Annotated in this window: 21 protein-coding genes and 5 pseudogenes; 15 read left to right on the top strand and 11 right to left on the bottom strand. The window is 59.8% G+C overall.

The genetic code is table 11. The features are described 5' to 3' along the window. Positions 1-316: 316 nt before the first annotated feature. The gene (locus C2L64_RS50660; RefSeq protein WP_090837754.1) at positions 317-1,768 is read left to right on the top strand and encodes an NAD-dependent succinate-semialdehyde dehydrogenase; all 1,452 of its coding nucleotides are present in this window, start codon (positions 317-319) and stop codon (positions 1,766-1,768) included. 156 nt (positions 1,769-1,924) lie between these two features. Here C2L64_RS50660 and C2L64_RS50655 read toward each other — a convergent pair. Next, positions 1,925-2,098 (bottom strand): annotated as a pseudogene (locus tag C2L64_RS50655) (IS6 family transposase); the annotation flags it as partial. A 43-nt stretch (positions 2,099-2,141) separates the two neighbouring features. Between C2L64_RS50655 and C2L64_RS50650 the strand changes: the two are divergent. Beyond that, positions 2,142-2,315, top strand: a complete 174-nt coding sequence (locus C2L64_RS50650) for a hypothetical protein (protein WP_244144532.1) — start codon at positions 2,142-2,144, stop codon at positions 2,313-2,315. A 327-nt stretch (positions 2,316-2,642) separates the two neighbouring features. Here the strand turns inward: C2L64_RS50650 and C2L64_RS53920 are convergent, their stop codons facing one another. Continuing rightward, positions 2,643-2,792 carry a hypothetical protein gene (locus tag C2L64_RS53920; protein ID WP_007739072.1) on the bottom strand — a complete coding sequence of 50 codons (150 nt, stop codon included), beginning with the start codon at positions 2,790-2,792 and terminating at the stop codon, positions 2,643-2,645. Between C2L64_RS53920 and C2L64_RS50640 the strand changes: the two are divergent. The 7 genes and pseudogenes from C2L64_RS50640 to C2L64_RS50600 form a co-directional block, all read left to right on the top strand. Continuing rightward, positions 2,766-2,873, top strand: a pseudogene (locus C2L64_RS50640) (IS6 family transposase); the annotation flags it as partial. The gene C2L64_RS53920 and the pseudogene C2L64_RS50640 sit on opposite strands and share 27 nt — an antisense overlap. A gap of 137 nt (positions 2,874-3,010) precedes the next feature. After that, a complete protein-coding gene (locus tag C2L64_RS50635; protein ID WP_090837752.1) occupies positions 3,011-3,589 on the top strand; it encodes an elongation factor P in 579 nt (192 codons plus the stop codon). 156 nt (positions 3,590-3,745) lie between these two features. Beyond that, a complete protein-coding gene (locus C2L64_RS56615) occupies positions 3,746-4,792 on the top strand; it encodes a GTPase (protein ID WP_456152452.1) in 1,047 nt (348 codons plus the stop codon). 551 nt (positions 4,793-5,343) lie between these two features. After that, positions 5,344-5,778 carry a DUF29 domain-containing protein gene (locus tag C2L64_RS50625; protein ID WP_079495244.1) on the top strand — a complete coding sequence of 145 codons (435 nt, stop codon included), beginning with the start codon at positions 5,344-5,346 and terminating at the stop codon, positions 5,776-5,778. A 737-nt stretch (positions 5,779-6,515) separates the two neighbouring features. Beyond that, positions 6,516-6,713 (top strand): hypothetical protein, encoded by a 198-nt coding sequence (locus tag C2L64_RS50615; protein ID WP_244144531.1) that lies wholly within the window; start codon positions 6,516-6,518, stop codon positions 6,711-6,713. A gap of 471 nt (positions 6,714-7,184) precedes the next feature. After that, entirely contained in the window at positions 7,185-7,445 is a 261-nt protein-coding gene (locus C2L64_RS50610) for a hypothetical protein (protein WP_079481957.1), read from the top strand. Positions 7,446-7,721: 276 nt separating this feature from the next. Continuing rightward, positions 7,722-8,846: a CapA family protein gene (locus C2L64_RS50600; RefSeq protein WP_024163322.1), complete on the top strand. Its 1,125-nt coding sequence runs from the start codon at positions 7,722-7,724 to the stop codon at positions 8,844-8,846. Here the strand turns inward: C2L64_RS50600 and C2L64_RS50595 are convergent. Next, positions 8,768-9,478, bottom strand: coding sequence for a dienelactone hydrolase family protein (locus C2L64_RS50595; protein ID WP_024163323.1), 711 nt, complete (start codon positions 9,476-9,478; stop codon positions 8,768-8,770). The two genes, C2L64_RS50600 and C2L64_RS50595, sit on opposite strands and share 79 nt — an antisense overlap. A gap of 91 nt (positions 9,479-9,569) precedes the next feature. Continuing rightward, the gene (locus C2L64_RS50590) at positions 9,570-9,788 is read right to left on the bottom strand and encodes a four-helix bundle copper-binding protein (RefSeq protein ID WP_376776535.1); all 219 of its coding nucleotides are present in this window, start codon (positions 9,786-9,788) and stop codon (positions 9,570-9,572) included. Positions 9,789-10,856: 1,068 nt separating this feature from the next. Between C2L64_RS50590 and C2L64_RS50585 the strand changes: the two are divergent. Next, positions 10,857-11,319 (top strand): annotated as a pseudogene (locus C2L64_RS50585) (CHRD domain-containing protein). A 45-nt stretch (positions 11,320-11,364) separates the two neighbouring features. On the opposite strand, the gene C2L64_RS50580 reads toward C2L64_RS50585, so the two are convergent. The 3 genes from C2L64_RS50580 to C2L64_RS50575 all read right to left on the bottom strand — a co-directional run bounded on the left by C2L64_RS50580 (position 11,365) and on the right by C2L64_RS50575 (position 14,349). Beyond that, the gene (locus C2L64_RS50580) at positions 11,365-12,048 is read right to left on the bottom strand and encodes a cytochrome b/b6 domain-containing protein (RefSeq protein ID WP_090837747.1); all 684 of its coding nucleotides are present in this window, start codon (positions 12,046-12,048) and stop codon (positions 11,365-11,367) included. A gap of 162 nt (positions 12,049-12,210) precedes the next feature. Next, on the bottom strand, positions 12,211-12,342 hold the full coding sequence (locus C2L64_RS56005) for a hypothetical protein (protein WP_007741342.1): 132 nt from the start codon (positions 12,340-12,342) through the stop codon (positions 12,211-12,213). A 357-nt stretch (positions 12,343-12,699) separates the two neighbouring features. Next, on the bottom strand, positions 12,700-14,349 hold the full coding sequence (locus tag C2L64_RS50575; RefSeq protein WP_103154415.1) for a sialidase family protein: 1,650 nt from the start codon (positions 14,347-14,349) through the stop codon (positions 12,700-12,702). Between the two features lie 640 nt (positions 14,350-14,989). Here C2L64_RS50575 and C2L64_RS50570 point away from each other — a divergent pair. The 4 genes and pseudogenes from C2L64_RS50570 (at position 14,990) to C2L64_RS50560 (ending at position 17,855) form a co-directional block, all read left to right on the top strand. Next, positions 14,990-15,262: a hypothetical protein gene (locus C2L64_RS50570; RefSeq protein ID WP_244144530.1), complete on the top strand. Its 273-nt coding sequence runs from the start codon at positions 14,990-14,992 to the stop codon at positions 15,260-15,262. A gap of 845 nt (positions 15,263-16,107) precedes the next feature. Further along, positions 16,108-16,407: pseudogene (locus tag C2L64_RS55615) on the top strand (TPM domain-containing protein); the annotation flags it as partial. A 47-nt stretch (positions 16,408-16,454) separates the two neighbouring features. Further along, complete coding sequence (locus C2L64_RS53915) at positions 16,455-17,138, top strand: hypothetical protein (RefSeq protein ID WP_007741346.1); 684 nt, start codon at positions 16,455-16,457, stop codon at positions 17,136-17,138. Positions 17,139-17,576: 438 nt separating this feature from the next. Further along, entirely contained in the window at positions 17,577-17,855 is a 279-nt protein-coding gene (locus tag C2L64_RS50560; protein WP_079481959.1) for an SH3 domain-containing protein, read from the top strand. A 173-nt stretch (positions 17,856-18,028) separates the two neighbouring features. On the opposite strand, the gene C2L64_RS50555 is transcribed toward C2L64_RS50560, so the two are convergent. From C2L64_RS50555 to C2L64_RS50540, 4 genes and pseudogenes are all read right to left on the bottom strand, one after another. Beyond that, positions 18,029-18,750, bottom strand: a protein-coding gene (locus tag C2L64_RS50555) for an IS6 family transposase (RefSeq protein ID WP_407671993.1) whose coding sequence is annotated in 2 segments (ribosomal slippage) — positions 18,029-18,259 and positions 18,262-18,750 — 720 coding nt in all. Because the reading frame shifts where the segments join, the coding sequence is not laid out codon by codon here. A gap of 233 nt (positions 18,751-18,983) precedes the next feature. Then, on the bottom strand, positions 18,984-19,376 hold the full coding sequence (locus C2L64_RS55610) for a hypothetical protein (protein WP_236674434.1): 393 nt from the start codon (positions 19,374-19,376) through the stop codon (positions 18,984-18,986). 160 nt (positions 19,377-19,536) lie between these two features. Then, positions 19,537-19,747, bottom strand: a pseudogene (locus C2L64_RS50545) (hypothetical protein). 26 nt (positions 19,748-19,773) lie between these two features. Then, positions 19,774-20,019, bottom strand: coding sequence for a hypothetical protein (locus C2L64_RS50540; protein WP_007741353.1), 246 nt, complete (start codon positions 20,017-20,019; stop codon positions 19,774-19,776). Positions 20,020-20,328: 309 nt separating this feature from the next. Between C2L64_RS50540 and C2L64_RS50535 the strand changes: the two genes are divergently transcribed. Beyond that, positions 20,329-20,649 (top strand): hypothetical protein, encoded by a 321-nt coding sequence (locus tag C2L64_RS50535; protein ID WP_090837088.1) that lies wholly within the window; start codon positions 20,329-20,331, stop codon positions 20,647-20,649. The last annotated feature ends 174 nt before the right edge of the window (positions 20,650-20,823 follow it).

Raw genomic sequence — 20,823 nt, 5'->3', positions numbered from 1 at the left:
CTCGCGATCCTGGAGCGACTCCCGGACTGAACCGCGTCAATGCCCCGTTATCGTCGTTGCGACGGGCCGGGCCCCGCCCGCGACATCGAAGGCGATGACGTACGGCAAGGGTCCGACGCTTCTGAACTGACGGAGGCCGGTCATCTCCTGCTATTTTTTCTGCACGCCGTCGGGCCAGCTCGACATGCTGCCGCCTGGCGCAGCTGGTCGAGTGCCGGGACGTCTTTCCATTCGAGCCGGACAGCAGACAAAAGCGAGATAATCAACGCAGCTGACTCCCAACCACACGAAGCAATCGAATGCAGAGGGGCTACCCGTGAAGCTACAGTGCCCAAGTCTTTTCGAACAATCAGCATATGTTGGCGGCGCATGGGTCGACAACACATCCCTGCCGAGGGTGCCGGTCACCAATCCGTCTACCCACGAAGTGATTGGCTCGGTGCCACAGGTGACGGCCCAGCAGGTCGACGAGGCAGTCGCCTGTGCAACCAATGCCTTCAACGACTGGCGCGAATGGAGTGGCCGCGAGCGTGCCCTGGTGCTGCGCGAATGGGCGCGCCTGGTGGAGACTCATCGCGACGACCTGGCAATTATCCTGTGCAGCGAACAGGGCAAGCCGCTCCACGAGGCTCGGGCAGAAATCACGCAAGCCGCCAACTACCTCGACTGGTTTGCCGAAGAGGCGCGAAGGATTTACGGCGACAATATTCCGGCACCTCGCCGCAATCAGCGAATCCGCGTACTACATCAACCAGTCGGGGTCTGCGCGGCAATGACTACCTGGACTTTTCCATCGTCAATGGTTGCAAGGCGTATCGGGGCGGCTCTGGCCGCGGGCTGTACTGTCGTACATCATCCTGATCCACAGACACCTTTTTCGGCGCTCGCGCTTTGCGTGTTGGGTGAGAGCGCCGGGTTGCCACGCGGAGCCTTGTCTGTTCTGACAGGAGAAAGCGATACCGTCAGAAGCGCGCTGGTCTCGCATCCGGGCATCAGGAAGGTATCTTTTACGGGCGCCATTAACGAAGGCAAACGGCAGATGGCGCTATGCTCGGCCACGGTAAAAAAGGTCTCACTAGAACTGGGCGCAAACTGCCCCTTCATCGTTTTCGATGATGCGGACATCGATCTGGCGGTCAAAGGTGCCATCGACGCTCGCTTTCGGCATTCCGGGCAGGCGGCCATGTGCGCAAACCGGTTCTTCGTGCACACGGACGTGTACGAGCGCTTTGTACGCCAACTTGTGACGAAGGTCTCAACACTTACCCTGAGTGACGGGATGGCCGAGGGCGCGCAGATCGGCCCGCTCATCAGCGAGACAGCCGTCGCGCGACTTGAAAGCCTGGTGGACGAGGCGGAGCAGGCGGGGGCAACCGTTGCCATTGGTGGCTCGCGCCTGACGATCGGGTCTAACTTCTTTCTACCGACTGTACTGACTGGCGTCCGTCCGGAAATGAGCGTGTGCGGGGATGAGGTTCTGGGACCGGTTGCGAGCGTACTCGCGTTCAAGGATGAGGACGAGGCGATTGCCCTTGCGAACAACACACGAACGGGCCTGGCAGCGTACTTTTATACAACGGACATCCGGCGCGCATTCAGGGTCATGGAGGCACTTGAATGTGGTGTGGTCGGTGTCAACGACAGTCTGGTCTTCAATGAAGCCGCTCCCTTTGGCGGAATCAAGGAGTCGGGAATCGGCCGGGAGGGAGCGCATTCGGGGGTCGAAGAATACCTGGAGCCGAAATACGTCTGCTTTGGGAATCTCTGACGGAAGTTGGTGCGGCATCGTCTCCGAGCGAAACAGACCTGTTGGCCGCGCAGTCCCGTCCTCTCTGCCCGGAACCGTTTGGCATAGTTTTATATTCAACATCTAGTAGTAATGCAAAACAATTGCAATTCCCATTCGGATTAAAGTCTCTTTTGGGTAAGGCTTGCCGCGCAGCGTCACAAATACTTCGTCCAGATGCCATGTGGTGCCGGGCTTGCGACGCACAGCCTTGACGCGACGCGCGGAGCCCGCGCCGAATTTGCCGCACCAGCGTCGAATCGATTCATAGCTGACGATGACCCCGGGCTCGAACAGCAACTCTTCGATGTCGCCCTTCGATGCGAGAACCGATCCGCAAATCAATGAAGCAATCGTGCGGTTCATCGAACAGCTGGGCGCCCGGTCGGTCGCCGCCGTCAATCGCATCATCGGGTGTTCGCATGAGGAAGGCATCGACTATCCGGAAGGCGAAAGCTGTCCGCGGTGTCCGTTCTGGAGCAATCGTGACCGGTGGAGCGGCGAGATCACGGGCGGACTCCCCAATTGATGACCTACACCGCCGCATCCACGCAAATTTCCCGAAAAAATCTCGCCGGATCAAGTGACGGAGCACGCCCCAGCAGGTTAGACAGAACCACCGCTCAACGGGATCGGCATCCGCACCGTCGTGCGCGACGATGCCCACCGACACCTTCGTCGCCAGCGTGTCGTCGGGCCCATAGAAGGAAACCGTTGCGACCGGGTAGCCGCAAAGCCCTTGCGACTTTTTTTCGCGAGCTTGTCCCGGTACCACTGGGTCTTCAATGTCATGTCACCTCCGCCCCTCCGGCCGACTGCACAATGCGGCGACGATCGCAGCCGCCGATAGTAATGCTCACCGGTGCTGCACTTTCCGTGTCGCCATGTATGCGTCGAACAGGTGGCTGAGTTCCTGGCGCAGGCTGACCAGTTCGTGCGGCTTTGTCACGTTCTCGGGATAGTCGCGTAAGATCGCGCGATAAAGAATGCAAAACCGCTTTATCATGGCCACCGCTTTCCAGCAGCCGTCATCAGTTGCGACGTGCGCTGGTATTTCCGGTTTCAGCTAAGCCTTCGGTCCGGCGAGATGCGGCGCACCGTGCCAGGATGGCCAGATTAAGTTTCCCTGAATGAATTGCCGCTGTCGCGGCGGGCCGGTTGTTGGCGGTCCGCGGCAGTGCTAGGCTCAAGGCGTCATCTTGCCGACCAGGCGGAGACAAGCAAATGGTCGAAGCTTCGGAACTGAAGCCGGGCATGGTCGTCATGCTTGACGGCGAACTGCATAGCGTCGTCAGCGCCGGGTACCACGCCGGCGGCGGCCAGCAGGGTAGCGCAGTCTTTACCAAGGTCAAGAACCTGAAGTCCGGTCACGTCAAGGAATTGCGGTTGCACCCGCACGACAAGCTCGAAGAGGTCGCGCTCGATAACCTGGAGATGGAATACCTGTACACGGATGGTGTCGCTTTCCATTTCATGAATCCCGATACCTTCGAACAGATCAGTTTGCCCTCGGAAACCATTGGCGCATACGAAAAGTTTCTTCAACCCAGTATGCGAATCCCGGTGCAACTTTATGAGGGTCAGCCCGTCACCATCGCATTTCCCCCTGCGGTCGAGTTAGGCATCGTGTCTACGCCGCCGGGCCTGCACGAGCATGAAACCTCCACCTTCAAGACCGCCACGCTCGCGAACGGCATGGAAGTTCTCGTTCCTCAGTTCATCAAGGAAGGGGACACTGTGCGAATCGAGGTCGCTTCAGGAAAATACCTGGAGCGGGTAAGGCGAGGGGCGCGAAAGCCGTGAGAATGCGCGTAGCCCTTGCGCGACCAGGGGCATACGACGGTCTTATACCGCCGTTGCGGTGGCAGCCACAAAAAGCGTCCAGAATAGTGAAGCGCCTGACGCCATGCTAGTGTTTCACTGTCGGCGCAGAATGGTCCTCTGCGCTGACGGAGACCCATGCCAGCAAACCTCTCTCCCGAGTACAAGCAGGCCGAACAAGCCTATCGGGCGGCGCGCGAGCCGCGCGAGCAGCTCGAATGCCTGAAGGAGATGCTCCGCACCATCCCAAAGCACAAGGGAACGGAGCGTCTGCAAGCCGATATAAAGTCGCGGATGAGAGAGCTCACCCAGGGATCTGTGGGCCACGGGAAGGCGGCGCACCGAGGGCCGTCACATGCGGTCCATGCCGACGGCGCGGCCCAACTCTGTTTGATCGGCCCGCCCGGCGCGGGAAAATCCAGCCTGCACGCGAGGTTGACAGGATCGAATAGTGAGTTCGGGCCCTACCACCGCCCGACCAGGCTGCCGATTCGCGGCATGCTGCCGTTTGAGGACATTTCTTTTCAACTGGTGGATCTGTCGCCTGTCTCGGCCGAATTCATGCGGCCTGAACTCACCAGCATACTGCGGTCGACTGACGGCGCACTGCTCGTGGTCGATCTGAGCGCGCCAGACTGCATAGAACAATTGGCGCTGATTCTGAAGCGGCTCGTCGCGGCAAAGATCATCCCAACGGAGCGCTGGCCGGGTCAGGGTAGCGACCGCGCGGGGACGGCGGTATTGTCGCCCGCTGACCCGTTCAGCGTTTACCTCCCTACGCTGCTGCTGGCCAACAAGACCGATCTCGCCAACCCGGAAGACGCGCCGTGCTCGAAGACCTGCTCGGCGTACACTTTCCGCTGCTCGCAACCTCGGCCACCGGCGGACGAGGACTGGCCGAGATCGGACCATTTCTTTTCAGAGCTCTGGGCATTGTGCGCATCTACACCAAGGCCCCTGGGAAATCCGTCGACCGGAATCGGCCCTTTACGATGCGTCGCGGCGACACCGTGCTGGATGTCGCCCTGCGGGTGCATCCTGATGTCGCACGCACGTTCAGGTTCGCCCGCATTTGGGGGAGCGGGCAGTTCAGCGGCCAACAGGTGGGCGCCGATCATCCGGTGGCCGATTCAGACGTCGTGGAACTGCATTCGTAGTTCAAGCGGCGACGGTTGCAGCAAGTGATCCTGACACGCTCCCCGGAAGTGCCGGCTGTTCGCCTGGCTCAACTGGCACTCCACGCTCACGCTGCTAGCGCCGATTGGCGAGTGGCGCTCGCCGAGCGAACTGCGCGGATACATGTTGCTCTGCCGCACTCGCTGTCATCCGGGTCTCAAGTTGCCGCCGAATAAACGAAGCGTGGTTCATGGCACAAACCTGCCGAAGGCAACAATACGCCGGCGACGACTTCGCAGTCGAAGTGGCGGTCATGGAACAAACAATCGGTGATCCAAGGTGTACTCATCGAGCGCTCGCACACAAAAAAGATGGATAACACCCCGGCCCATTGAAGCTCTGCGCCACGTCCCTGCTTTGAAGACCGCCGGGTGCTACATTACCTGTTGAAAAGCAATGCGCAGCGGCGGTATCACGCGCGCTTCCAGTTCGCGCGCAGTTGGACTGCTTCACCGGGTTCACGTCGTCCGGAGCATCGTCGTGCGCGCCACCGGCGTGGCAGCGCTCGCATCGTACATCTCCAGGATCCACTGACCGTCGGACTGAGGAGGATCACGATCATGACAAGCTACGATCAGGACGTTATCGCGTGGGCCCGAGAACAGGCAGCGCTGCTGCGTGCCGGGCGATTCGAGGAAGTCGACGTCGGGCACATAGCCGACGAAATCGAGGACGTAGCCAGAGCAGAAGTGCGCAACATCACGCGCCGCATCGCGGGCCTTACCGCGTGGCTTCTCAAGTGGCAGTACCAGCCGGAGTTGCGCTCGCCGAGCTTGCGTTCGATGATCCGTGTGCAACGCGAGCGGTTGAAGGCGCAGCTGAGGGGCACACCCAGTCTGCAGCCGATTCTGGCCGACGACGAGTGGATCAAGGACGTGTGGGCCGATGCCCGCCAGGAAGCGAGCAAGGAGACGAATATCGGGTTTGCGTTTTTTCCTGAGCGCTGCCCGTGGCCGATGGAACAGGTCCTCGATCCGATGTTCTGGCCGGACTAGGGCACGGGGCGCAGGAACACCCTGCGAATTCAAGGCTTTCCCGGCCGGACCACGGCGCACCTGCACGGCGCGCTGCGCGGCCGACTGCGAACTGCGGATCGTCTCCTCCACCGGCGCCATGCGCCTTTACGATCAGGACCCGGAGTTCGACACCCGCGCCGACTGATGACGTGCTAGTTTCGTTTTGCAGCGGGTTATATACAAGCGCGAAGTCAATCGTGATGTTGCATTTCCCGCCTTTGAATAGCGTAGGTCCACGGCAAGAAAGAAGGCCCCCTTAATGGAGGTTTTCTGAACCCTGACACATTCGAGTCGAAGGCACATCATCACTGACGGGCTCCGATCGATGCCCGACGCTCAAAATGAAAACGGTGCGGCGGTACGATCCGTTGCCGCCCCTGAAGGGTTCCTGCAACCGTGCTGCGTCGTCGCTCTGTTGCGAGCGCACAATGCGGAGCAAGCGCGGCCTGTTCCGGTTTTTGTTGCGACCACAAACTGACAGCGTGCAACCGCCCACCCACCCGGATTTGCTTCTCTCCACAGGTCTTGCATTAGCTGATTGCAGATCGGGAGACTCGCGCCCTTCCACTTTCAAGTGCGCGGACGGCTATCATGAGAGCATCGATATCGATTGCATCCGCAGTCGCTCTTGACGTTCCAGTCAGGACACGGGTTCGTGGGGCGACGAATACATCTTGGGGGTAGTAGTCATGCTTGACCTGCACATTCGAAAATGCATGTCGTGGCACAAAGAACATCGCGTCGATACAAGCCCACGCGCAGACGTCAGCGCTCAGAGAGCTGACTCACGCTGGCTGGTTGCGCTCGCGCTAATCGGAAGCGCGGTCGCGGCAATCGCGATCGTCACCGGTCTGCCAGCCACCGGACTTGCGATCTACCTGATGCTGACACTGCCGTTTGTGTTCTTCGCCTGACCGAACTGAACTCAATGCGCAACCCCCTCAGAACAGGAGAAGGTCACGCGAGTTGTGCACCAGGGCGCCGAGCCGCAAGGCTTTGCAATCCCACGAATTGCGCGCGATCGAGCGATCCGCACGAAACCGACAGGGATTCTGCGGGTGAAGACCAGGCGCGAGATGACGCGCGCGCCCTCGCTAACAGGCCGCTTGAAGAACGGGCGTCCTGAGTTGCCGCGCCGACCCTCGGAGTCTGGGCAACTCGCAAAGCGGCGAAAGCCGCGGCGGAGGTAGCCAAGTGGACTTGCCGAAACTGCAATGCGCATTTGGTTTCGATGAAATTGAAACCCAGACCGACGAAAGTGGATTTTTTTTCATTTGTCGCGACTGTGATTACCGAAATATGCTGGTGAACGTAGGTCCAGATGCGGTGGGGCGCCTGCAGCTTGTCCAGCGCCGCGACGATCGTTGCCCAGAAAGGGACAGTCCGTGGATACACAGTCCTGTAAGTCATATCGTGGCTTCAATATCGATGTCCATGTCATCACCAGAAACGTCACCTCGCTTAACGGCAAAGAGCGCCGATACTCTGTTTTCTGGACGATAGTATCGACTGATGCAACCGTTTCTTCGATCGAAGCTCTTCCGGAACGGCTCGACTTCCTGTCACCGGGCTCCGCCTTTTCGTACGGTGAACGTCGGGCCCACACCTTCATCGACGGCCTCGTCGGGGCGGCAACCGATGGATAAAACAGACGGCCCCGCGCCAATGAATCTCTCGCAGGCAACGAATCGAGGGACGCTCATGGTCTTGTGGGACAGCGTCCAGTACCGCGGCTTCGAGATCAATATCCTGCCGAAGCCGATCAACGCGACTTGCGGCGCACCGGTCGGCCCTGACAATCGGTTCAGGTTTCCGGATACATTTGCCGTCCCGGGGCTGACCTGCGGCGTGGGTGCCTCACCACAAGGCGTCCCAGTCTCTCGGGCACGCTACGGATATGACTGACGGACAGTCCGGCGAAGATGAACTGCGTCAAGCTGTTTCTGTGCGGGGACGTGATGTTGGGACGCGGTATCGATCAGATCCTGCCGCATCCGAACCGGCCCCATCTTTACGAGCCCTATGTGCGTTCGGCGAGAGACTATGTGAGCCTCGCCGAAGCGAAAACCGGCCCATTGGCGGAGTGTGTCCCGTTCGGCTACGTGTGGGACGATGCGCTGCCCGAACTGGAGCGCATGAGTCCTGCCGCGCGCATCATTAACCTCGAGACGGCCGTCACATCCAGCGAGGACGCATGGCCCGGAAAGGGCATCCACTATCGCATGCATCCCGCCAACGCGCCCGTCTTGAGCGCCGCGAAAATCGACTGCTGCGCGCTCGCGAATAATCATGTGCTCGACTGGGGCTATCGCGGGTTGAAGGAAACTCTGAATGCCTTGCGCTCAGCCGGCATTCATACGGCTGGCGCGGGGCAGGACGACGTCGAGGCGGCCGCGCCTGCCGTGATCGAATTGGCGGGCGGCGGCAGGGTGATGCTCTTCGCCTTTGCCACGGAATGCAGCGGCGTGGGCGCGGACTGGGCCGCCGATCGGGGCCGCCCCGGCGTGAACCGGCTCTCTGATCTTTCAGCTGACACCGTATGCACGATCGCCGCGCAGGTGCGAGCGGTCAGGCAGGCCGCCGACATCGTCATCGTTTCGATCCATTGGGGCGAGAACTTCGATTTCGACATACCTGCTTCGCAGCGATACTTCGCGCATGAACTGATCGATTCCGCGGGCGTGGATCTCGTACACGGCCATTCGTCGCACCACGTGAAGGGCATCGAGCTGTATCGAGGCAAACTCGTCCTGTACGGTGCCGGGGACTTCATCAACGACTATGAAGGTATCGGCGGTCAGGAAGCGTTTCGCAGCGACCTTGCGCTGATGTATTTCCCCACGCTCGACCTTGAAACGGGCACGCTGGTCGAACTGTCGATGACGCCGACGCAGACACGCCACTTCCAGATCAACCGGGCGCCTGAAGAAGGCATTCGATGGTTACACGAAACGCTGAATCGGGAGAGTCAGCCATTGGGCGCCACTGTGGAGCGCCGCGCTAACGACACGCTCGTGCTGCGTGCGGGCGCTTGGGCGCCGAGATAACGCTCGAACCACTGCAACGCGTACCGCGCAACGGCTTCCAGTGTGCCGGGCTCTTCGAACAGGTGGGTCGCGCAGGGGATGATCACAAGATCCTTCGGACATTCGAGCAGAGCGAAAGCCTCCCGGTTGACTTCGATGACAGTGGCGTCGAGCCCGCCTACCACGAGCAACATAGGCGCCTGCGCCGCGGCGAGGACGTCGCGTCCGGCGAGATCGGGCCTGCCGCCTCGCGAAACGATCGCCTCAATCGGGACCGACGACACGTGCGCCGCGCGGATCGCCGCAGCCGCGCCCGTGCTCGCGCCGAAGTAACCAAACGAGAGGCGTGCCGTCTGCTTCGCCGCGATCCAGGCCGTTGCTTGCGCGAGACGCACCGCCAGCAGCTCGATGTTGAAGCGGGCAGCGGGACCGGTGTCTTCCTGCTCGGAGAGCAAGTCCATCAGCAGCGTTCCGATGCTGGCCCGGTTGAGTTCAGTGGCCACGTACTGGTTACGAGGGCTGAATCGCGAACTGCCGCTGCCGTGCGCGAACAGAACCAATGATTGAGCGTCCTGTGGCAGCGCGAGCGTGCCCATCAGGGAGGCGTCCTCCACCGGAATGGAGACTTCCTGCATTTGGAGCCGACGTTCCATGACATCCTCAAGCCGGGTACGACATTCTTCCGACCCAATATGCGACGCGTCCGCCGCCATTCTCGCGGACGCGCTGATGTTGAGCAAGACATTAGATTGCCCGGCAGGCTTCCGCGCATCTCCGGCACGCATCGCTGCATGTGCCGCAGTGCTCAGGTGCGTGCCGCGCACATTCATCGGCGCACTCGTCACAGATCCGTGCGCAAAGTTCGCAAAACTCGGGGGCGAAATGGCTTTGTCGAGCCAACGCCGCAGATGTGAGGCGGCATAGCGAAGCGCAATCGGCGTTAAGGCGAATACATTTGGCCATGTTCACCCTGCGCGGTTCATCGAGGCAGGCGGATGCGCAGCGATCGCAGGCAGCGGCACAGGCATCGCAGGCTTCAATAGACGGCTGATAGATTTCGGGGTTCATCGACGAAGCTCCAGACTTGAATAAAGTTGTTCGGCGTCCGCCGCGTGCTCTCCTCCAAGGCAAGGCGCAAGGTGTTGCGAATGACTTCAGGGCAGACCCGCGCGCCTCTCGTAGCAGCGTAGTCGCTAGTGTCGATGCCGTAAAGCGAAGCTGCGATCCGGATTTCTCGCGAATAGCTTCATGAAACGTTTCGAGTTTGATTCGCTATACTGCTTCGCCGCGGTTCCGGACGAGATTCTTCGAGACAAGGCGACAACAGAGGCACTAACCTCACAGGTCGACGCGGATCGACATCCGTCTCAACCGAAGCGTCCCAGTGAGGCCCACCTCGGCCCTGGACCAACGGCGATAGCAAATGAGTGCAACGACCGCAACGTTGCCACCTGCGCCAGTGGAGCGGCGGCCGTTCTATCCTTGAAACCTGCCGCTCAGTCTGCGCCTGCTCGAAGGCGCGGCTCAGGGGTCTATTGCTTTGAAAAACTCGAAGCGTGCTGTTTTCGACGTAAGGCGGTCGCTCCTGCTACGAAGTCGCCGTTCCATTGCCCGCTACGCGCGCCGGACGATGTACCGCTGCATCGCGAAATCGCCACATCATGCGACAGTCATCCTCCCAAGATCGAGGCAAGCTGGGATTTGACGTGCAACGGTCAAGGTGCCCTCAAGCTGCCTGGAACAACCGCCTCGTAGACGAAATATCTGTCCTGGACTTCGAGACCGCGCAGCGCCACGATGAGGTTGCGAAAAAAGTCTGGAGGACATCGCTGAAGCATAGGACATGGAGTGATTGCCTTGGGCTCATCATTGAGGTCGTCAAAGACTTCAGGGACCCCAACTGGAGTTACCTGCGGCTTGCGTCTATCCTTCTCTCACCCCTTTGGCTGCCAGCGGCGTCGACGAGGTGCTCCGCGCTCATCGATAGTGGTTACCGCACAGCAAAAACAAACCCAAAAAGGAGAAGACCAGATGCCACAATCGATCTCGCGGCGCGCTTTCATGGCATTCGGTGGTCTGGCCCTGGCGGGCGTGCTGTCCCTGGCGCAAGCGGCGCCCGTCTCACTTGAGGTGCCGTTGACGGGCGCCCCAACAGGTCCCGCCGGTGCGGACTCCCGGTAGCGGCAGCGCCAAGCTCACGTACGACCCTGGTACGCGGGTCGTAACATGGAACATCCGCTTCAGCGGATTGTCGAGTCAGGCCGCGATGGCGCATTTCCAAGGGCCCGCCCCGGCCGGCAAAAACGCTGGTGTGAGGGTCTGGCTCTCTCAGAAGGGCAGCATGGAGATGACAAGTCCACTTAGCGGTCAGGCCACGCTATCCCCGTACGACGCCAGGATGTTCGAAGCCGGTGACATGTACATCAACGTTCACACCAAGAACCATCGGGACGGGGAGATCCGCGGCCGGGTGGTGCCGCCGAGGACCTACTGACGCAACCACTGAAACGGCACCCTGAGATCAGGGTTCGCGGCAAGCTCAGAGAAAAGCCGCGAGCAGCATCACCGCGGTAGCCCCGACACCGAGCGCCAGCAGCGCTGGCGTCTGGCGCGGCGCGTCGACGAACGAGGGCAGCAGCTTGTAGCCGGTTAGCATCGGCCGCAGCAGGTTGTGTCCTTTCGCTATTGCGTAGAGAGCGATCACGAGCACGTGCAGTGTTACCGCGGCGAGCAGCACGTCCCAAACAAGCCCGTGCATCGTCGAGATAGTGTTGGCAAGCCACGAGGGGATCACTTCGCTCAACGGTCCTTCGTCGGCGATGTCATTGTTGCCGTAAAGCCCGCTCAGCGTCTCGACCAGTAACAACGCAAGGAACAGCAGGACCATCCAGCCGCCGGCCGCATTGTGGCCCACCTGCACATCCGGCTCGCGGCGAAACAGGTGACGCAGATGACGAAGTGCAGCCGCGGGCGACGCCACGAAACTGCGAAAGCGCGCGGTCTCGCTTCCAAAGAAGCCCCACAGCAGCCGGAAAACAACCAGGGCGAGCAGCGACTCGCCGACCCGGACGTGCCAGTCGTTCCAGTTCAGCTTCAAGGTGACGTACGCCGCCGTCACCAGCACGACCACCAGCCAGTGAAACAGGCGCACCGGTGCATCCCAGACCAGCACCGGGCGGCCGGCAGGCTGTGTCTGCAGTGTTGCAAGTTCGTCGGCATCCATGTGGCGTGCCTCCCCCGCAAGCGACTAGAAGAGATACAGGGCCGCGATGAACACTATGCCGAAGAAATAGCACCGCGGTAATGAGTAGGCCATTGTCTCCGGTGTGCCAAGCCTCTGGATTGCGCGCGACGGTAGGGCACAGAGGAGTTGCGCCATTTTGGTCTAGTCCTCGCGTTCAGCGATTGCCATGGCGATCAGGCCAGGTCCGCATGCCGCCTGCGCGGCTGGGCGTGGCAAAAAGTCGGGGTTGTCCGCGGCAAGACGCACGCTCGACATGCAGGCGAGATCGGCCATGAACGGTCCTTCGCTCAGGCTCGTGCTCGTTTATGGAAACGTCCGATTCACTTCCAGCTGCCCAGCTGCGGACGTTCCCTACCGGTTACTGACAGGCGGTCATTGGCCAAACCATTGGCTTCTCCCGCATGTGTTCATTTCCGAATGGCTGGTCTCAGAAAAAGAGACGCAGATCATGAAAAAGATCTTGCGGTTCGGGAGTGACGGGAACGGGCGTCTAAGGCGATCACCCAACGAAAACACTGCTGCAGCATCGCAGTGAACTCGCGCAGTCCCCTCCCCATACGAGCTATTGCCAGGACCTTGGCGCACCCCGGAGACTGGGCGGCGACCTCCTCCAGTCGCCGCCATTTGCGCTCAAGGCAATGTGATTTTTCGGGTGAATTCGGACGTCACGTTGGGACTCGTGGCCGTGCCGAATACCGGGTAGAAGGTCGCGGGCCCGCTAGCAGCCAGACCCATGTAATCGCCGAGGAAATGGCCACCCGCCACGGGAGCATCAAGCATGTTGAACGAGGCTGTGGTCAGCTTTTGTTCGGCGCCCCAGTTGGTGGGGTTCGTGCACGCAGTGGAGCAGAACAGCGCGAAATAGTCGGTGCCCTCGAAGCCGGCAGGTGTGTTCGTGTCATTACGAAAGTCGTAGTAGGTCACCACGATCGTATTGCCGTCGCCCGACGCCACCACCGCAGGGATGAAAGCCTGCTGACGGCAGGGGTTCGTCGCGTTCGCCGGCGTCTTGTTGATCATCACTGGCGTCGACCAGGTGGCCCCACCGTCATCCGACTCACTGAACACGATCCCATCGATCGGGATTGACCCAGTGGGCGTGGTGCAGGTCGCGTTCGAAAAGCGATCGTCCTGCCAGGTGAGATAGATAGCCCCTGACTTTGGGTTCACGGCGACACTGTAGAGAATGGAAGCATCGCGTACCGGCTGACCGCTGTCCGGAGTTACCACTCCGACCACGCTAATATCGTGGGGGAATGTCGGCCCTGTCCAGTTCACGCCTTTATTTGCGGACGTTATATACCCGATGCTCAGACCCGACGGCGTGACATTGATCGCGGTGAAGAAATCGAGCAGGGTCCCGTCAGGCAACACCCGCACAATGTTGTCGATCGTTTGTGCGTTCGTGCCCGGCTGGTAAATGGGGGTGGCCGTACTCCATGTCACGCCGTTGTCGATGGATCGCGAGAAGAAACTCGGGCCGGTAAAATTAAACTTGAACAAGGGGGCACCGCCCGCTGCTGACGCTGCAGCTTTACGCAATTTGCGCGCGATCAGGACACCATCGTTTTCCGCGAGCAACTGGGCGGCGTCCTTCGTTTGTGGGAACACACTCAGCTGATCCCACACCGCATAGACGTATTTGTTCGCGGTCGGATCGGCGGTGAGGGAGTTCTTGTCATTGAGCACGTGCGGCGAGTTGTTGCGAATCAGCGTAACGGGCGGTTGCCACGTCGCGCCGTGGTCGACGGAACGACTGACCAGCATCGCGCTATTGCGTGCGCCAAACGGAGTCGTCGGCTGCGCGGGATCCAACACCAGCGCGAAAAAGAATGCCGTTCCGTCTTGCGCAAAGTCTACCCAGGGATCGGACGCGCGACGGAATTTGCCCCCGGTGCAGTCAGTAACGCCGGGCGGGATCGAATTGGTCCAGGTGCTGCCAGCATCGTTGGAGACGACGCCGACGAGCCCGCGTGAGCCACCATTGTTCCACCGGTCCTGCTGGTGGCCCACGAGGAGGCGAGACGGGTTGATCGGATCGGTCGCCACCCATGGCTCGATCGACGTGGCCGGAAACAGGACACTCCCGAATGCTGACTCCTGCGCATGTACCTGGTCTGCCGTGCATCCGCTGAATGGATCGCCTGCGGCCACCGTGACGAGCGGTCCTAACGTCTGCGCCTGAGAGCCTGGCCCGATCGCGCACGTGAGAGCGACGACACCGCCGGCTGCGATGCCTTGGGAAACAAAGCTGGATAGGCGTCTGAAATTGAATTTCATTGTGTGCCTCGCGAAAAAGGGTAAAACGCCTCCGCACTGCCGGGTTCTGTCACTCGTACCCATGCGAAAACGACTTGCTCCACCGCAAATCCAACGCTTGCTACCTCCCGTCGAGAGATGAACTGATGCGCCTCCGATGCACGTACGAAAACACACTAGATCGCGGGAACAGGATTTGTGTGAAAAATTCATTACGGGTGCTGGTTCCTGACGCGCCGTCCCCATTGCTATTGACGTGGTATAGGGTTTGCAGAAAGACGGTTGAAGCATTTATGTGCTTGAAGAAACAGGATGGCGCCTCAAATCAAGTGCCTTTCGACGGTGCAACTACGCCGATCCGCTTCATCGAAGGAAGAAGGTGGCTGCATCGAGTCTCAGTTTTAAGTTGATGCCAGAAGCATCGCCGTATCATCCGGGATGCTGATTAATTTACGGGGCGATGAACCGCACTTTGCGCGCCCACCGAGGCATGGCCGGGGACCCAAAAGCCAATCTGGCGACACCTGTCCCGGAGGGTCGGATTTAGCCCTCGTTGTGGACATTGACGAGATGAACTTGAGAGCGGCGGAAACCGGGTGGGGTGCCGCCCTTCGCGACAGACGGCAGGCGGCGAGACGCACACGCCTGCAGGGACCGGGCAGTGAGTCGCGCACTGGGCGTAATCGCAGTCATTGTGATTGAGACGGGTGGGTGGATCATTCACCAGACTCGGACGGTCGCACGCCAGACTTCCCTTGTATTGGCGTCGGTCGCGACGACCGCGAACGACGCGGGAAATTATGATCGCGGAATGCGTTTCGCCATGCTGGCGATGGGGAAGAGTCGGCTTTCGCCGGAATCGGTAGAAGCAGAGCTGGAACTGATGCGTGGCGCGCATGCATCAATGCAAATTGCGCTGCTCAGCGGGCATTAGGATGCGGTTGATTCCGCCGCCTTCAGCCCGGTCGGTCGACGGGTGGTGACCGCGTCCGCGGATCAGACCGTGCGGGCGTGGTCTATCCGATGGCTCATGGAGAATCGAGGTGGGAGCATGGCTGAAGCCGTGTGCAAGGAGAAGCTCGTGGGCGCAAAGCTGCTCGCAACCGGGGATGAAGCTGCCCTTTCTCTCGTACGCGGGCGCAAGGGGGAAAATGTGTGCGGATCGTAACTCGCCGATCCGGACGGAGCGGCCAGCCACGATACGTGTGCCCCGAATCATGGCCAGGGCTACCAACCGATTCCTTCACATCTGTGAAGAACGCAGAAATCACCGGTGATTTTGTTCGCTACTCAACAGTTCGGTAGACAAGTACAGGCAAGCATGCGTGGTAAGGTGCCGGGCTGGACTGTTCTTCCTTTTCGTCAAGCCCGTGGTAGCGGAGCTTTGATATTTTCCCAGTATGCCGCGAGCTGTGGCATCGGGACAATCCGCCGCGAACAGGGCATCAAACCCGGTCGTATTCGCTTCGAGCGTCTTGCTAACGCTCACGAAGCGCTGCGGCTGCTTTCTCGTGTGCCGAAGCGCGCTCCAGCGTGCGGGAGTCGTCCATCACATCAGAGCCAAGCGACGCTTAAGGCGGGCTTAAGCTGGAGTTCCCGACAATGATGCGGTCCAGGGAGCGATAGTGCCATGCGTTTGTTGCTGATCGAAGATGATGAAATGATTGGCGAGCCTATCGCAGAGATGATGCATGGAGCGGACCATGTGATCGACTGGGCGCGTAATGGACCCGAAGCCAAATCGTTGCTCGACCACGAAAGCTACGATCTGCTTCTGGTCGTGGGACCTTGGCAAGGGAGCGAGCGATTGACGTTTTTTCGGACCTTCGGGTCTGGGACACCGAGCATAACAATGGCGTACTCATCTATCTCCTGCTCGCGGACCGAGGTGTGCACGCCAGGGTGCATGCCGAAGAGTGGGAAGCCATCTGCCAGAGCATGGAGGCAGAGTTCCGGCGCGCCATGTATGAATCGGGGGTACTCCAGGGCGTCGAGCAGGTAAGCGCACTGCTCAAGAGGCATTTCCCGGTTCAACAGGAGGGGCGCAGCGAATTGCCGAGTAAGCCGGCGGTGTTGTGAGCTCGTGCAGAATCCGTTGCATCGTCTATTGCAAATGGAGACATAACGTGAACTTACATTCCTCCTCATCCCACAGCCGTCGCGTTGTCCCGACTGTATGTCGCATCGCCGGCGCATCCATCTTTTCGGCCGCTTCCTTATTAGCGCAAGCGGGTATCGACCAATATTCGTTCAGCGGAGCAGACGGGGATGTTTATGGCGTCTACTCCACTTCGGACGGCTGCATCACCGGCTTTGTGTCGATTGACGCCGCCGCTCAAGGAGCACATGGCCTGACCTCACAGAGCGCAACCTCATTTGCCTTTGCAGCTATTTATGGTTTCAATGCTTGCAATAAAGTGTTCTTCTATGGGTACGGCTCCACAAGCACATTATCATTCTCAGCGTCCGGAAATAGCTCGCAGACGCCGTCTTCAATAACCGCCGCAGGTCATATTCCCGTGAGCTACCTTATTTATGACTCGAATTATAAGTATATTGTAACTGTAACCGATAGCCTGGCATTCCAAACAAGCTTGAATAAAGTAGGAACAGAATCTCAGACCGTTCAAACTACTCAGCAGGCATACGGGGCGAACACCGTGATTGTGCGGACCCACATTGACGCCGGCTCTAGTCCAGCCAGTGCGTCGCTAACAGTTTCCACTCAGAATCTTGGGGCGCTCACGGTACCGAGTCCCTTTGGCTACGTATTCTCGAGCAGGGTCCACCAGGTGACCATCCAGCACTAGCAGCTGTTGAAATAGACGGCACCAGTGCATGCGAGCTCCTTCGGACGAAGAGCCGCGCCAGGTGGATTCGCGTCGATTTGACGCGGCGTCCTTGCCGAACTTGAACGCGAGCTACTGGCGAATTGAACGATGCGACGTGGCTCAGTTTGTTGGTGCCTCGCAATACAACTGTTCCCGCACAGGGACTGGTATCACGCGCAACCGACACAACCGTCGGGACCTGCACAATTTGGGCAATCGTATGAAGCGCAAGCTCTCCGTGATTGGAAACGATGTCCGCGCCCCCCGACACGGCACCGCGATTCGGTAGTCATCTGTTGCTGATTCGATGTGCTTACGCGCCGACCGCTTTCGAGCCAGACTTTCTGATGAGGTGTGCCTGCGACGACAACTTCGGGCTCGCACGCTGGCCGACAATGACAGGAGCCGGAGACACTGGTGACGCTGGCCGAATATCTCGAACTGCCCCTTCGAAACGGAGGGGGCCTCTTCATGATGCAGCAATGCGATGACGTCTTTGGAATGTACGTTGGTAATGCCGCAGAAGGACAGGCAGATGTGACTTTCTACGGAACGGTTGCGGCAACAATTGCCACGGGAATTCTTCGGCTGACGAAGGTCGGACGGAACCGTATAGAAATCGCAGAGTATTACATCGTTCGAAGCCTCACCCACTTCGAGGACCGGGGCGCAGCGCTCCCGATATTCGTCGAATGATGTTTCCCAAGGACTGACTCAAGGACCATGGCATCTTTTCGGGGAGCGTCGCATTGAGTCCTTTTGAGGCTGGAAACTCCTTCCGGGCGCGCCGGGAGGAGCGCTTAGGTGCCCTCGATGGTTCTGGTGCAAATAGGCCGTCTGGAAGAGACGGTTCAGATAGAAAGGATTTCTTATCGAGCAGACAGGACAGCACTCCAGACGGCGGGCGCAGTGATATCTTTGAGGCCGAGCTTCGCGAGATTGAATTGACCTTTTCGAATGCGATGCAGCAACTCAATGCCTGCGAGCGTGATCGCGGCGTTCCTGAACCGTTTGAAGCCGAGCATGACATTGGTCCGGGACTTGATGTGGCGATGGTCCTGCTCGATCAAGTTGTTGAGATATTTCGAGGACCGGATCTCTTCGTATCCTCCGGCAGCAGGCCATCCGCCTTCATCTCCCGCACAGCACGGTGTGAGGCGGCATAGCCATCGAGCGTGATGGTCTTTGGTGGCTTGCCCTGATGTTTGATGGCCCTGCTAAAGAAGGCTATGGCCGCCTTCACGTCACGTTTCGCCCTGAGCAGGAAATCAACCGTCTGCCCCGACCGATCTACCGCCCGATAAAGGTAGACCCATTTGCCGCGGATTTTCACGTAAGTTTCGTCGACGCGCCACGACGCACCTGCAGGCGTGCCGAAACGTTCCCAGCGCTTGACGAACTCCGGCGTATAGCGCTTCACCCAACGCAAGATCGTCGTGTGGGCCAGCGACAGGCCCCGCTCGGCCATCATCTCGACAAGATCACGCAGGCTGAGCTTGTAGCGCATATACCAGCGCACGCACAGAATGATCACGTCGCGGTTGAAGTGACGACCCGAGAACAGTTCGTCCGTACTCTTCAGCTTGCTCATTGTCGGATGATGAGATCGGGGAGCAACACTTTAACCGATTCACCTTCACGATTTGCACCAGAACCATCACCAGCCACACGGGTCCCGCGACGCGCGCCGGAACCCCGGCCGGAGACTTGCGGCAGGGTCCGGCGGCATCGTGGCGCGTTCGCCGGTGGCTCACTTCTGGTTTCCCATAGAAGGCGACCCGCCGCCCGCCCGTGTACAACTCGCGATTCAACGCTTAACGGAGGCTAGCACACATCAAATCTCTGACTGTAAATCTGTCCGTCAAACCGGGACAATCGTTCGAAACCATCCGCCAGCATGGCATCGATAAAGGCGCGCGCCGCGCGGTCAACGCAAGTGAGAGCGATGCTGTCCGAGTCGTATATGACGGGATCGGCAAAGTCACCGATGATCTTTTGTTTTGACGTCACTGTACGCAACGACCACGAGACGCGGTATCTCAGCGCGACTCCATCGGACGAACGGGCCGTCCGCTGCTCTATGCGCGCTTCAATAACGAATCCGCGATAACGCCCGACGATCTGGTGTTTCATTGATTGGCTCCACAAATTTCGAGCGATGGCATCTACGGCACGGAATTGCACAGCATCGCCGATCGCAGCGACGATGGCCGTCATTGGACCGGTGCCACCGCTGGGGTGTCTTCGTGCCCGTCAGCGTCCGTGACCGTCTACAGCGATCATGTCGTCCGTCAGATCGGCTACCGTCCCGACGGGCATCATGACCAGCAGGCGCGACAGGCGAGCGTCGAACTCTTCGATGCTCATCGCTCACCTCTCAATGCACGGAGCCGAAGAACGCCATCGCGCCTTCGGCTGGCGTCAGGCCCGCCTTGAAAAAGCCTTCGAGACGGTCGGCAGTCGCTTCGTCGAGCATGAAGGGCGGATAGATGTGGCCCACGGCGAACGCATGGCCGTACCAGTCGCTTAGCCACGCGCGAAGTTCGAATCATGTCCTGCGGCAGTGCATTCGAAGCATCGTCGTGCATGTGCGTGTCTCTGGCTTGCTGAGCGATCAGGCCGCCATGCGGCCTATCCCCATCTCCAGACGGCGCTGGCCCGGCGGAAACACGTGCCATGCGCCGTCGGCATGGCGAAAGAAGAAGAGTGAAAACGATCCGGTCGGCCGGTCGACCTGAATGCACACGCGGCATGTTCCGCCCGTGCGGGAGCGGTCGAGCAGACGCACGCGCACCCCGTGGCCCCCAGTCGAACCGACCAGTTTTTCGACCTGACAGCGCAGCGATCTGTTGCCCGCCATGACTTTCCCCGCGACGCACGATGAATCGATGCTACGGGGGATCGGTGCGCGCCCCCAATCGGCGGCGGCGGAATGTCGTCTCAGGAAGCGCTGATTTCAGCCGTCAGGATTTCCTGAACCGGAACAGCATGAAGCAGCGACATATAAGGGCTTTCACCTCCGACGGGGCTTTCTGGATGAATGGCGTTAAGGTTTTACTGACACGCGAATCAGGATGTCACACGCCCGTCTTTGAGTGTGCGCTGACTGCGATGCAAGGTCTTTTCGAAGATGATGAGCTTCCGAAACACGATGTCAAACCGACGCGCCATGATGGCCTATCTGTCCGAGCGTGAGAACGTTGTCGAGCGCGTCGATTCGCTCTGTCTGCGGTTGTTCGACACCTGGTGCGAGACGCGCAATGTGACGCCGCTCGCGTATCTGTTGCATTGCTGGCCGTTGACCGACAGCGCGCCGGATGCCTTGCGGCGGGTGGGTGAAACGATGCGCTATCTGCGGCGCCATCATGCGGACCAGCTCGACGCGTACGGCTTTCACGCGCTGTGCGAAATGGCCGATCTGATCGACGAACTGGTAGAACATCCAGCGCGCACCGTTCGGCTGATGACGGTGTGCGAGGTGCCGCACTAGCAAACGGACAACGCAGGCAAGAACGCGCAAGGATGCGGGCAGGGCGCAGTGGCTGCGGGGCGGGGGCGCGTCGTTTCATCGGACGCTTGAAAGCCGACGTGCGCGCGGTAGAGCGGGCTCTGGTATAGAGTGCAGAACAGGACACCTACAACGGCGGCACTCGCGGAGAAATAT

Source organism: Paraburkholderia hospita (assembly GCF_002902965.1).
Taxonomy (GTDB): Bacteria; Pseudomonadota; Gammaproteobacteria; order Burkholderiales; family Burkholderiaceae; genus Paraburkholderia; species Paraburkholderia hospita.
The sequence above is the reverse complement of the archived record's forward strand: the minus strand, read 5'-3'. Positions and strand labels throughout refer to the sequence as shown.